Raw genomic sequence first — 13,164 nt, 5'->3', positions numbered from 1 at the left:
GTTGATCCTTGTGGGTGCTGTCTTTCAATGCGTGCTTCGGTGCATGCTTCAACATTCGATGACGTTCACGGCCAGGCCGCCGCGCGACGTCTCCTTGTATTTGGTCTTCATATCCGCGCCGGTTTCGCGCATGGTCTTGATCACGTTGTCGAGCGACACGTAATGCTGGCCGTCGCCCTTCATCGCCATGCGCGCCGCGTTGAGCGCCTTGATCGCCCCCATCGCGTTACGTTCGATGCACGGAATCTGCACGAGACCGCCGACCGGATCGCAGGTCATGCCGAGGTTGTGTTCCATGCCGATTTCGGCGGCGTTTTCGACCTGCGTGGGCGTGCCGCCCATCACGGCGGCGAGCGCCGCGGCGGCCATCGAACAGGCCACGCCGACCTCGCCCTGACAGCCCACTTCGGCGCCGGAGATCGAGGCGGTTTCCTTGTAGATGATGCCGATCGCGGCGGCCGTCAGCAGGAAGTCGACGATGCCCGCGTCGTTCGATGCGTGCATGAACTTCACGTAGTAATGCAGTACCGCGGGAATCACGCCGGCCGCGCCGTTGGTCGGCGCCGTGACGACCCGGCCGCCCGCTGCGTTTTCCTCGTTGACGGCCATGGCGTACAGATTGACCCAGTCGAGCATGGAAAGGGGATCGCGCAACGATTCTTCCGAACGCGCGCGCAATTGCGCGCACAGGTCGGCGGCGCGGCGCTTCACGTGCATCGGACCGGGCAATTCGCCGCGCACCTTGCAGCCGCGTTCGACGCAGGCGGACATGGTGCGCCAGATCGCCAGCAGGCCTTCGCGCACTTCGTGTTCGGGGCGCGACGCGGATTCGTTGCGCAGCGTGATCTGGGCGATCGACAGACCGGTTTCGCGGCACACGCGCATCAGGTCGTCGCCGGTGCGAAACGGATGCGGGACGTCCGATCCGGCGCGCAGTCCGTTGACGCGATCGCCTTCGCGATTCACCACGAAGCCGCCGCCGATCGAGTAATACTCTTTCTCGACGAGCAGTTGCGCGTTTTCGTCGAAGGCCTGGAAACGCATGCCGTTCGGATGCACGATGCCTGAGCCCGGCGCGCCCGGCATCAGCTTGCGGAAGAAGCCAAGGTGGTCGCGTTCGTCGAATTTGACGGGGTGTTTGCCGAGTAGCGTGAGCTGTTTCGTTTCGCGGATGGCCGCGAGGCGCGGCTCGATCAGGTCCGGGTCGATCAGGTCGGGGAGGTTGCCTTCCAGGCCTAGCAGGACTGCCTTGTCGGTGCCGTGACCTTTGCCGGTCGCGCCGAGGGAGCCGAACAGTTCGATTTTGACGCTGCGCACAAAAGCCAGCAGGTTGGCGTCTTCGATGTGCGAGGCGAAGCGGCACGCGGCGATCATCGGGCCCACGGTGTGGGAGCTCGACGGGCCTATGCCGATCTTGAACAGATCGAAGACGCTGACGTTCATTTTTTGGGCCTTGGTTTGCGCTGATAGACGGGCGCGGTTGGGGTAGGTGTATTGCAACTCACGTTGGTTTTGGTCGATAGAATAAAAGCGCCATTGGCGTGGGATGGGGTCGTCAGCGGGCGCCTTCCGTGGCCGCGCCCGGCGGGTTTTTTATGGTTTTGGGCGGGTTTGGGATGGTGGACAGTTGGCGGTTGTTTCGGAGGTGTTGGCAGCTCAGGCAACCTCAAACTCGGCACACGAACAAAAACCCCCAGATGCTATGCTAGCCACAACAGAGCAACCCCTAAAGCAGCACGCATGCACCCACTCCCCTCCACCGAGACGACGTCCAAACAACGCATCCGTTTCGGCATCATCCTGCTTCCCAACTTCACGCTGACGGCGTTCTCTGGCTTCGTCGACCTGCTACGCCTATCCGCCGACGAAGGCGACTTCAGCAAACCGGTCCGTTGCTCATGGAGCGTGATAGGCGAAACGCTGGCCCCCGTGCGCGCAAGCTGCGGCATCCAGATCACCCCTTGGGAAACCTTCGATAACGCGGAACCCTTTGACTACGTCGTCGTGGTAGGCGGCCTGCTGCACTCCGGCCCGGCGGCCAACGACGCAACCCTGGCCTTCATCCGCCGCGCCGCCGCAACCGACGCCACCTTGGTCGGCATGTGCACCGGCGTGTTCTCACTGATGCGCGCAGGCGTGCTGGAAGGTCATCGCATCTGCGTGAGCTGGTTCCACTACTGGGATTTCATCGAACGCTTTCCGTCCGTCGACGAAAAAACGTTAGTCGCCGATAGACTCTTCGTCATCGACCGCAGACGCATTACCTGCTCCGGTGGCCGCGCCTCGATCGACGTCGCCGCCGCAATCCTGCTGCGTCATTTCGAAACCGCCACGGTGCAAAAAGCGCTGCGCATCCTGCTGGTCGACGACATGCAGAAAGGCAACGCACCGCAACCGCATCCCCCTGGTCTCGCGCCCGCCACGCATCCGAAAGTAAAACGCGCCATCCTGCTGATGGAACAGCACGTAGGCCGCTCGCTATCGCTCGACGAGCTGGCCGGCAAGCTCGACCTCTCACCGCGCCAACTCGAACGTCTGTTCAAGGCCGAAACCGGCAAGGCGCCGCAGGCCTACGCGAAGCAGGTGCGTTTGCGCACCGCCGCGTGGCTGCTGACCAGTTCGGATAAAACGGTCGCCGATATCGCGTCGAGTTGCGGCTTCTCCGATGCATCGCATCTGGGCCGCGAATTCCGCAAACAATTCGGTTTGCCGCCCATGATGTACCGCGAGCAACGCGGCACGGCGGAAGCCGTGGACGACGGCGCCGGTTACGACGAAACGTTCCCGGGCCGCGCTCAGGCGATTTAAAGCAAAAACGGCTTTCGCGCCACTCATGCGGCGCGAAAGCCGTTCAAGTCAATTTCACTGCCCCGCTACATAAGCCTTCACCGCCGGCAGTCCATCCTTGCCGTCAAACGTCTTCACGCCCGCGAGCCACTTGTCCAGCACCGCCGGGTTCGCCTTCAGCCAATCCTTCGCGGCCTTGTTCGGGTCGGTCTTGTTCATGATCGGCAGCATCACGTGGTTCTCGATATCGGTCGTGAAGTGCAGATTCGACACCAGCTTCGCGACGTTCGGGCAACGCGTCGAGTAATCGTTCGGCACCACCGTCAACACGCGCGCTTCACCGTAGTTCGGACCGAATACGTCGTCGCCGCCGGACAGATAATCGATCTTCATCTGCACGTTCATCGGATGCGGTTCCCAGCCGAGGAACACGATCGGCTTCTTCTCGCGAATCGCGCGATTCACCTCGACCAGCATGCCGGCTTCGCTCGATTCCACCAGTTTGAATTTACCCAGCCCGTACTGGTTGCTGTCTATCATCTTCTTGATCAGCGCATTGCCGTCGTTGCCCGGCTCGATCCCGTAGATCTTGCCGTCGAGCTTGTCGTAGTTCTTCGCGATGTCGCTAAAGTTCTTGATGCCCGCCTGATACTCGTAATCCGGCACCGCCAGCGTGTATTTCGCGCCGGTCAGGTTCGGCGCGGGCAGCACGGTGAGCTGACCGGCCTTCCTGAACGGATCGATCATCGGGTCCATGGTGGGCGACCAGTAGCCGAGGAACACGTCGATCTGTTTGCTCTTCACGCCGGCGAACGTGATCGGCACCGAGGCGATCGTCCTGGTCGGCTTGTAGCCGAGCCCTTCGAGCACCGTCGACGCCAACCCGGTGGTGGCCGCGATATCGGTCCAGCCGACGTCGGCGAACCGCACGTCGCGGCAGGTGGCGGGATCCGCAGCGAACACAGACGACACAGACAGCGCACACAACGACGCAGCCCACAAACGTTTCATGGCATTCCCTCAGAGTAGTTGATGCTCGACTGGTTTTATTAAACGGATTCTGTCAGTGAGACTTTGTGGAAGCCGGCGTTTTCATGCCGACGTTTTCACGCGGAAAGTCGCCGCTCGACACTCGGCGCATGCCCGAACTGCGCGCGATACGCCTTGCTGAAATGGCACGGCGAATGAAACCCGCAGACCGCGGTGACACGTCCGATCGATGCGTCCGTATTGCGCAGCAACTCGCGCGCGCGACGCAGCCGCAGCGTCAGGTAGTAATGCGTGGGCGACACACTCAGGAACATCTTGAACATGCGCTGCAAATGACGTTGCGACAGATGCACGAGCCGCGCGAGTTCGTCGAGCGAAAGCGGCTCCTCGATGTTCGCTTCCATCAGCCGCACCACTTCGATCAATTCCGCGCGCGAAAATCCGACCCGTGCGTCGACCGGAATGTGCTGGTAGTCGGTCGAACCGCGAATCCGCTCGACGATAAACTGCTCCGACACCTGCGCCGCCACCGCGTGTCCCAGCCGCATGCCGACGAGGTTCAGCATCAGATCGAGCGGCGCCGTGCCGCCGGTGCAGGTCATCCGGTCGCGATCGATCACGAACAGTTCGTCGGCGAAACGCACGTGCGGATAACTTTTGTTCAGCGGCGACATGTCCTCCCAATGCACGGTGGCGCGATAACCGTCGAGCAGGCCCGCCGCCAGCAGCGCATACGGCCCGGTGCAAATGCCGCCGAGCGGAATGCCTTTGGCGGCGACATCGCGCAGCAGCGCGATCACCGTCTCGTCCACGTATTCGCGCACGTGCCAGCCGGCGCACACGAACAGCACATCCGGCAGGCCGGCTTCGGCCAGCGTCGTGGTGGGCTTCACGGTAATGCCGTTGCTGGCGCGCGCCGGCTCGCCGTCCGGCGTGATCACCGACCAGCGGTAGTGCTCCGCGCGGCCCACGTAGTTGGCCATGCGCAGCACCTCGACCGCGCTGGTGAACGCGATCATCGAAAAGTTCGGCAGCGTCAGAAAGCCGACGTGCGCGAGCCCGGACAACGGCGAATCGGCGGGGGCGTCAACCGGCGTGATCGCGTCGCGCTTCATCGGCGGCTCAGCCGTGTTGCGCCGCCGGCTCGCGGCGCACTTTCATCAGACCGCGCAAGCCTGAAAGCAGCGGTGCGCGCGCCATGCCCGGCGCACGGCCGAAGCTTTCGGTAATCCGGTCGAGAATGATCGCGAGCATCACCACGGAAAGCCCGCTTTCGAAACCGAGCCCAATGTCGAGCCGTTGAATACTCGCCAGCACGTCGTTGCCGAGACCGCCCGCGCCCACCATCGACGCAATGATCACCATGGAGAGCGCCATCATGATGGTCTGGTTCACACCGGTCATGATGGACGGCAGCGCGTTCGGAAACTGCACCTTGTAGAGCAGTTGCCACGGCGTGCAGCCGAACGCCTGCCCGGCTTCGACGATTTCGCGGTTCACGTGCTTGATGCCGAGCGACGTAAGGCGCACCGCCGGCGGCATCGCGAAGATCACCGTGGAGAGAATCCCCGGCACACGGCCGAGGCCGAACAGCATCGCGGCCGGAATCAGGTAGACGAAGGCCGGCATGGTCTGCATCAGATCGAGCACGGGGCGCACGATCATTTCGACGGTGCGGCTTTTCGCGGTCCAGATGCCGAGCGGCACGCCGAGCAGCAGACTGATCAAGGTCGACGACAACGTCAGCCCGAGCGTGATCACCATCTGATCCCAGAAGCCGGTGCCGTAGATCAGCAGCAACGCGAGCAGCGTGAACGTGGCGAAACGCCAGCCGACCCGCCACAAACCGATGCCCACGAAAAACGCCATCAGCGCCCACATCGGCACGGCCTGCAGGCCGTGTTCGACCAGCGCGGCGAAGCTCTCGATCACCTTGCCGATGGAATCGAACGTTTTGGCGTCGTGATCGAGCAGGTAGTGAACGCCGTGATCGACCCAGGCGCCAAGTGGAATGACTTCAGACATGGGAACCTCGATGACGCGTGAGAACGTTCAGCACGTTCGTCTTGTTGACCGAACCGCAATAGGAGCCGTCCGCCTCGACGACCGGCAGCGGCGCGCGACTCGCCACCACGCGTTCGACCACGTCGTCGAGCGGCGTGGTGCGGCGGATGCATTCGATGTGATTGAGTTGCGGCGACGCGCTGCCCATCGCATCGCGGCACACGAAGCCGCGAAACTTGCGCTCGCCGTCGAGCACGAACGCGTAGTCGGCGCTGCCGTTCAGCGTGGCGGCCACGCTCGACGCGTCGATCGGTTGCGAGTGCTGCATCAGCGGCACGGCGTCGGTCTGCATCAGGTCGCCGGCCGTCAGATAGCGGCTGGTGTCGATGCCTTCGAAGAACGCCCGCACGTAGTCGTCGGCGGGGTTGGTGATGATTTGCTGCGGCGTGCCGACCTGCACGACCTTGCCGCCCTCCATGATCGCGATGCGGGTGCCGATGCGCATCGCCTCTTCCAGATCGTGCGACACGAACAGGATGGTGCGTTGCTGCTCGCGCTGCAGATCGAGCAGCACGTTCTGCATTTCCTTGCGCTTGAGCGGATCGAGCGCGGAGAACGCCTCGTCCATGATCATCAGCGACGGGTTGACCGCCAGCGCACGCGCCAGCCCCACGCGCTGCTGCATGCCGCCCGACAGTTGCGCGGGCAACTTCTCCGCGAACGGCGCGAGGCCGACCTGTTCCAGCACGGTCATGGCGCGCTGTTCACGCTCCTTGCGGCTCACACCCGCCACTTCGAGGCCGAAGGCCGCGTTGGACAGCACGGTGCGCTGCGGCATCAGCGCGAAGGACTGGAACACCATGCTCATGTCCTTGCGGCGCAGCGCCGTCAATTCGGCGCGCGGCACGGCGGCCACGTCGCGACCGTCGATCAGCACCTTGCCGGCGCTCGGCTCGACGAGCCGGTTGATCAGGCGGATCAGCGTCGACTTGCCGGAGCCGGACAGCCCCATCAGCACGAAGATCTCGCCTTCCTTAACCTCGAACGACACGTTATGCACGCCGACGATCTGACCGGTTTGCGCGAACACGTCTTCTTTCGTCGCGCCGCCGGCCAGCATGTTGAGTGCCTGTTTCGGGTTCGTGCCGAACACCTTGCACAGCCCTTCGACCACGACCTTGGGGGAATTCATTGAATGCTCTCCTCTCCTATTGCTGCAGTGGCGGACGTCCGTCCGCGCTGTGCATACATAGTTGCCAGAAAAAAGTACGCGTTGCCGACTATTTGCGACAGGCACATGTGGAAATGCGACACCCAGCTCGCGCGAGAGTCGGCGCTGGACGGCCGGAGCCCTGCTGGATAAGGGTTTGACGAGGGTCTGGAGGGATCGGGCGGCGTGTCGCGCCAGAGCAAGTGATGGCGCCGAATGCGAAAAAACCCGCAGTCGGGCGGATGCGCCGTGCGGGTTGCGGCGATGCAGCACGGACGAGGGCACGCAGCGGCGCTACTACTTTCCGCGCACGGCGCACGGTCGCCCGGCTAAGGCGGACTTAAGGAGCGGCTGCTTATTCTGTTTGTGCGCGCCGATCAACCCGATCAGCGCAACGCCACCCCACTCCCGGAGAATCACCATGAAATCGCTGAAGCAACTCATGATCGTCGCGTCGATCGCCATCCTCCCGACCTTGTCGTTCGCGCAGCCTGTGGACGCGCAAGGCCATACCGGCGCAAACCTGCCGGCCGTCTCGGGGTTCGCTACGCACGCCAATCAGCCCGCGACGGCATCCACGTCGCAACAGGCGTTGCGCAACGGCTCGGAGTATGGCGACAACACCGGCTACGGCTCGTCGACGGCAGGATCGACGCAATCGTCGGTGCCGTCGGCCACGCCTTTCATCGGCAAGCACTCGCCAGTGTTCAATCATTGACGGCGTGCGCCCGAATGCCGCGGACTCGCGCGCGGCAAGCAAGCCGTATGTCGCGAGTCGTCGGGTTCCGCGCGCGGAACGCGCAGACAGGTACGGTAACTCATGGCGCGCGCGGAACCCGTCCGTTGTCCAGCAACGGGCCGCCTCGCAACGCCATCACTGCGGCGCGTGCGCCGCCCGAAAACCGCGCCGTCCCACCACCAACGCGAGCAATGCCGACACCGCGAGACTCGCCGCGACGACGTACAACCCCGCCGCATAACCCCCCGTCACGCTTTTCAACCAACCAATCGCGAACGGCCCGACAAACCCGCCCAGATTGCCGATCGAGTTGATCATCGCAATCCCGGCGGCGGCGCCCGCACCGGACAGAAACGTACTCGGCATCGCCCACAACGGCGCCTTCGCCGCGCTAATCCCGACATTCACGAGAACCAGCGCCAGCACCACCGCCACCGCCGTGTCCGCGACGCCGGCCCACGCCAGTCCAATGGCCGCCGCGACGCACGGAATCACCACGTGCCAGGTCCGCTCGCCACGCCGGTCGGAATGCCGCGCCCACCCGACCATGCCGAGCACCGCCAGCACGCTCGGAATCGCGTTCAACGCTCCGGTGCCCAACGCACTGAAACCGAACTGGCGGATGATCAACGGCGCCCACAAACCGAGCGTGTACAAGCCCGCCGAGGTGCCGAAATAAATCATCGCCATGATCCACACACGGCCGTCGCGCAGTGCCGCGAGCGCGCCGGCCGCATGGCCGGCCTGCGATTCGCGACCCATGCGCTCATCGCGCAGCGTGCCGATCAGCCAGGCTTTTTCATCGTCGGCGAGCCAGCTGGCTTTGTCCGGCGAATCGGTGAGCGCTTTCAGCACCACGAAGCCGAGCACGATTGCGGGAATCGCTTCGATGATGAACAGCCACTGCCAGTCCTTCAGACCCAACAACGCGGGCATCTGCATGATCGCGCCGGAAATCGGCGAACCGATCGCCGTCGACAACGGCGCGGCAGCCATGAACGCGGCCGCGGCCACCGCACGCTGACGGGCCGGAAACCACTGGCTCAGATAGAGAATGATGCCGGGAAAGAAACCGGCCTCCGCGACACCGAGCAGAAAGCGCAGCGTATAGAAGGAAGTCGGGCCGCTCACGAACGCCGACGCCGCCGACACCAGTCCCCACGTCACCATGACACGGGCAATCCACAGACGCGCGCCGACCTTGTTCAGAATCAGGTTCGACGGCACTTCGCACAGAAAGTAGCCGAGAAAGAAGATGCCGCCGCCGAGGCCGAACATGGTCGGCGTGAGGCCGAGGTCCTTGTTCATCGTGATCGCCGCAAAGCCGACGTTGACGCGGTCGAGGAAGCTCACAAAGTACAGCAGCATCACGAAAGGCAAAATGCGCCAGGTGAGCTTGCGAACCACACGGGCTTGCAATTCGGTGTTCATGTCTCTGTCTCCGCTCTATCTCTGCAGGGTGCAGCGAGATCGCCCGTGACGGGCCGCGCCCGGGCGTTATGTTCTCGTATCGCGCGCCCGGAGGCGCGCGGTGCTTCAGGTGCTGCCGACGTTGCCGCTGCTTCAGGCGGCCTTGACGTCGGCGGCCGTCGTCTTGCCCGCCGCCTCCGACGCCAGCAAGGCACACACCGCGTCCGTTACCTGCGCCGTGGTCGCGCTGCCGCCCAGGTCGCCGGTATGCAGCGACGGGTCCGCTGTGATGCGTTCGATCGCGGCCATCAATTGCCGCGCGGCGGCGTCTTCGCCGAGATGCTCGAGCATCATCACCACCGACCAGAACGTGCCGACCGGATTGGCGAGCCCTTTGCCCATGATGTCGAACGCGGAACCGTGGATCGGCTCGAACATCGACGGATAACGCCGCTCGGGATCGAGGTTGGCGGTCGGCGCAATGCCGAGGCTGCCGGCCAGCGCGGCGGCGAGGTCGCTCAGAATGTCCGCGTGCAGATTGGTCGCGACGATCGTGTCGAGCGTGGCGGGACGGTTGACCATGCGCGCGGTGGCCGCGTCGACCAGTTCCTTGTCCCAGCGCACGTCCGGAAACTCCTGTGAGATCTGCACGGCGATCTCGTCCCACATGACCATGGCGTGGCGCTGCGCATTGCTCTTGGTGATCACCGTCAGCAGCTTGCGCGGCCGTGACTGCGCGAGCCGGAACGCGAACCGCAGAATCCGTTCGACGCCGGCGCGCGTCATCATCGACACGTCGGTGGCGACTTCGATCGGATGCCCCTGATGCGCCCGGCCGCCGACGCCCGCGTACTCCCCTTCCGAATTCTCGCGGACGATGACCCAGTCGAGGTCTTGCGGCGCGCAGCGTTTCAACGGCGCGTCGATGCCGGGCAGGATTCGCGTCGGACGCACGTTCGCGTATTGATCGAAGCCCTGGCAGATCTTCAGGCGCAACCCCCACAGCGTGATGTGATCGGGAATATGCGGATCGCCCGCCGAACCGAACAGGATCGCGTCCTTGTCGCGCAACGCGTCGAGTCCGTCGGCCGGCATCATCACGCCATGCTCACGGTAGTAGTCACCGCCCCAGTCGAAATTCTCGAATGCGAAGCCGAACGTGTCGCTACGCGCGGCGATCGCCTCGAGCACGCGTTGCCCCGCAGGCACGACTTCCTTGCCAATGCCGTCGCCGGGAATGGTGGCGATGCGATAGGTTTTCATGAGCGTCTCCGTCTGTTGTGAGGGTATGAGCCGCATCGTAGATCGGCGACGGTCCGTGCAAACGCTGCTAGACTCAAAGCATCCTTAACTTCAGGTTAATAATGGGTCGCAGCGTATGACCGCCTCGATACAACCGGACGACCTCGCCTTCTTCTCCACGCTGGCCGCCAGCGGCAGTCTAACCGCGGCGGCACGCGAACTCGGCCTGAGCACGGCGGCCGTCAGCAAGCATCTGGCGCAAATGGAACTGCGCGCGGGCGTCTCGCTGGTGAACCGCACCACGCGGCGCATGAGCCTCACGCCTGAAGGCGAGCTGTACCTGACCCGCGCGCGGCGCATTCTCAGCGAAATGGACGACCTCGCGCAGTTGCTCGGCGGCTCGCAGGCGGCGCCCAAGGGTCTGCTGCGCGTGAACGCGACGCTCGGTTTCGGCCGCAGCCACGTCGCGCCGCTGATCTCGCGTTTCGTGCGGCGTTTTCCGCAAGTGGACGTGCAGCTGCAACTGTCGGTCGACCCGCCGCCTATAAGCGAAGACGCGTTCGATGTCTGCGTGCGTTTCGGCGAACCGCCCGACGCGCGCGTGATCGCGCGCAAGGTGGCGCGCAATCGTCGTCTGCTGTGTGCTTCGCCCGCTTATCTGGCCGAGCGGCGCGCGCCGCGCAGCCCGGCCGAACTGGCGCAGCACAACTGCATCGGCATCCGTCAGGGCGACGACGGCTACGGCCTGTGGCGGCTTACCAGCGGACGCGGCGCGACGGAGAAAACCGAAACGGTGCGCGTGCGCGGCAACCTCACCACCAACGACGGCGAAATCGCCGTGAAATGGGCGCTCGACGGCCAGGGCATTCTGATGCGCGCGGAGTGGGATATCGCCGACTATCTCGCCGACGGCCGGCTTGTTCACGTGCTGCCCGACTACCGCACGCCCGGCGCGGATATCTACGCGGTGTACCCGCAGCAGTTGCAGATGACCGCGCGCGTCAAGGCGTTCGTCGACATGCTGGTCGAGACGCTCGGCGCGCGCGAGTCGAAGTAGGCGGCTACCGTACGCAGCCGATTTTAGTTCTGCAATGCAGAACTAACGGAATGGTGGTAGATGCACGGATTCAAACGGGATAAAGCCGCCCGAGCCATTGCTCACAATGTATTACAGGGAAAATCAAGCGTGAGCCTTGCGCCAGGTGTTTTCCCTATTTAGGCCTGCATTGCAGTCCAACCAGCAAAATCCCTCGTTGACATCGCACGAACGGTCGTGCGAAATTGCGCCTGCATCCTGCACGGAAACACGTAATCGGTGAGCCCCCCGCCACGCCGGCCCGCACAACGGAGCCAGCGCCAGGACGTCAGGCAAGCTCACCCGAGGCGCTGACCAGCCAAGTCGATAGTTCGCATCCCTGATGAGCCTGGGAGGGCTCGCTGTCGCCTGTTGAAAACGATTCGCGCCGCAGATCGCCCGCACGTTGCAATACAAGCATTACTTCGCCAGTTCACTCGATTCCAAAACCAGGGAGACACGAAGCATGCCGGCACATCATCGCAATCGAGTTGGAGTCGTTCTCGGCATCATGGGTGCCTGCGCGCTGGGATCGATCCCGTGCGCGCGGGCTCAAAGCAGCGTCACGTTGTACGGCATCGTCGACGGCTCGCTTCTTTACACCAGCAAAACGCTCAACCCGGCGACCGGGCAAAGCGCCGGTCATCAATACTCGTTCACCGACAGCGGCCTGTCCGGTTCGCGCTTCGGCATGCGCGGCACGGAAGATCTGGGCGGCAACACACGGGCGATTTTCGAAATCGAAAGCGGTATCAGCATCGCGAACGGCTCGCTCAACAATTCCAACGGCAACGAATTCGGCCGCCAGGCGTGGGTCGGCATGGACGGCAGCTTCGGCACGATCAAGGCCGGCCTGCAGTTCTCGCCGTTCTTTCTTGCGGTGTACGACTTCGATCCGCGTCAGATGTCGTATTTCGGCAGCGGTCTGGTGACCTATCTGAACAACGTCTACGTGACCGGTCTGTTCAATCCGAATGCGGTGTCGTACACGTCGCCAGAAATCGCCGGTCTGCAGGCGAGCGCGATGATGGCCCTGGGCGGCAGCGCGGGCGACTTTCAGGCGGGCCGACAGTATTCGGCGAGTCTGCGCTATCACCTCGGTTCGCTGACAGTCGACGCCGCGCTGTACAGCGGCAATGCGGGCGGCAGCGCCGCGTCGATCGCGATTCCCAGCGTGGTCGAATTCAACGGCCGCGCGCTCGGCGCGAGTTACACGTTCAACAATCTGATCGTCAAGGCGTCGTACGTGCAGTACAAGATCGCCGGCTCGTTCAACGATCGCGTGTATTCGGGCGGCGCCAGTTACCACATCACCCCGGCGCTCAACATCGACGCCGGCGTGTACGTCACGCGCGACGGCAACAGTTCGGCGAACAATTCGATTCTGGCGTCGAGCGGGCTCGAATACTCGCTCTCCAAGGCGACTGCGGTGTACGGCCAGGTCGGCTTCGTGACCAATCACGGCGCGATGCACACGGGGATTTCCGTCAACAACGCCTTGAACGAAGCGACAGGCACCGCGGCCGGCGTGAACGTCGGTATCCGCCATATGTTCTAGCGTGGCGGCGAGGCGCGGGCCGGAGCCGCCAGGCGGACAGCAACAGAAACCGGACGTGATGTTTATCGGCGGCCCCTCTGAACCAACAGGACTGCACCGCCACGGAACAATCCGCAGAGCGTGACCGGTGTCGACGATCACGGCGGTTT

General features: G+C 63.7%; 11 protein-coding genes. 4 read left to right on the top strand and 7 right to left on the bottom strand.

Annotation, left to right across the window (positions count from 1 at the left end):
* Positions 1-48: 48 nt before the first annotated feature.
* The gene (locus B0G83_RS19340; RefSeq protein ID WP_105509014.1) at positions 49-1,443 is read right to left on the bottom strand and encodes an L-serine ammonia-lyase; all 1,395 of its coding nucleotides are present in this window, start codon (positions 1,441-1,443) and stop codon (positions 49-51) included.
* 297 nt (positions 1,444-1,740) lie between these two features.
* On the opposite strand from B0G83_RS19340, the gene B0G83_RS19335 reads away from it, so the two are divergent.
* The gene (locus tag B0G83_RS19335) at positions 1,741-2,808 is read left to right on the top strand and encodes a GlxA family transcriptional regulator (protein ID WP_105509013.1); all 1,068 of its coding nucleotides are present in this window, start codon (positions 1,741-1,743) and stop codon (positions 2,806-2,808) included.
* 54 nt (positions 2,809-2,862) lie between these two features.
* Here the strand turns inward: B0G83_RS19335 and B0G83_RS19330 are convergent, their stop codons facing one another.
* The 4 genes from B0G83_RS19330 to B0G83_RS19315 all read right to left on the bottom strand — a co-directional run bounded on the left by B0G83_RS19330 (position 2,863) and on the right by B0G83_RS19315 (position 6,973).
* A complete protein-coding gene (locus tag B0G83_RS19330) occupies positions 2,863-3,798 on the bottom strand; it encodes a choline ABC transporter substrate-binding protein (protein WP_105509012.1) in 936 nt (311 codons plus the stop codon).
* Positions 3,799-3,893: 95 nt separating this feature from the next.
* Entirely contained in the window at positions 3,894-4,892 is a 999-nt protein-coding gene (locus B0G83_RS19325; protein WP_105509011.1) for a GlxA family transcriptional regulator, read from the bottom strand.
* Between the two features lie 7 nt (positions 4,893-4,899).
* Positions 4,900-5,802 carry a choline ABC transporter permease subunit gene (gene choW / locus B0G83_RS19320; RefSeq protein WP_105509010.1) on the bottom strand — a complete coding sequence of 301 codons (903 nt, stop codon included), beginning with the start codon at positions 5,800-5,802 and terminating at the stop codon, positions 4,900-4,902.
* On the bottom strand, positions 5,795-6,973 hold the full coding sequence (locus tag B0G83_RS19315) for a glycine betaine/L-proline ABC transporter ATP-binding protein (RefSeq protein WP_105509009.1): 1,179 nt from the start codon (positions 6,971-6,973) through the stop codon (positions 5,795-5,797). Before B0G83_RS19315 ends, choW begins: the two co-directional genes overlap by 8 nt.
* A 439-nt stretch (positions 6,974-7,412) precedes the next feature.
* On the opposite strand from B0G83_RS19315, the gene B0G83_RS19310 reads away from it, so the two are divergent.
* On the top strand, positions 7,413-7,709 hold the full coding sequence (locus B0G83_RS19310; protein WP_105509008.1) for a hypothetical protein: 297 nt from the start codon (positions 7,413-7,415) through the stop codon (positions 7,707-7,709).
* A gap of 156 nt (positions 7,710-7,865) precedes the next feature.
* On the opposite strand, the gene B0G83_RS19305 is transcribed toward B0G83_RS19310, so the two are convergent.
* A complete protein-coding gene (locus B0G83_RS19305; protein WP_105509007.1) occupies positions 7,866-9,161 on the bottom strand; it encodes an MFS transporter in 1,296 nt (431 codons plus the stop codon).
* 132 nt (positions 9,162-9,293) lie between these two features.
* Positions 9,294-10,403 carry a tartrate dehydrogenase gene (locus B0G83_RS19295; RefSeq protein ID WP_105509005.1) on the bottom strand — a complete coding sequence of 370 codons (1,110 nt, stop codon included), beginning with the start codon at positions 10,401-10,403 and terminating at the stop codon, positions 9,294-9,296.
* Positions 10,404-10,518: 115 nt separating this feature from the next.
* Between B0G83_RS19295 and B0G83_RS19290 the strand changes: the two genes are divergently transcribed.
* Positions 10,519-11,439 (top strand): LysR family transcriptional regulator, encoded by a 921-nt coding sequence (locus B0G83_RS19290; protein WP_105509004.1) that lies wholly within the window; start codon positions 10,519-10,521, stop codon positions 11,437-11,439.
* Between the two features lie 484 nt (positions 11,440-11,923).
* Positions 11,924-13,015 (top strand): porin, encoded by a 1,092-nt coding sequence (locus tag B0G83_RS19285; RefSeq protein WP_374954926.1) that lies wholly within the window; start codon positions 11,924-11,926, stop codon positions 13,013-13,015.
* Positions 13,016-13,164: the final 149 nt, after the last annotated feature.

This window comes from Paraburkholderia sp. BL21I4N1 (assembly GCF_002973525.1).
In the GTDB taxonomy this organism is placed as follows: domain Bacteria; phylum Pseudomonadota; class Gammaproteobacteria; order Burkholderiales; family Burkholderiaceae; genus Paraburkholderia.
Note: the sequence above shows the minus strand (reverse complement) of the source record. Positions and strands in the feature narration are given on the sequence as shown.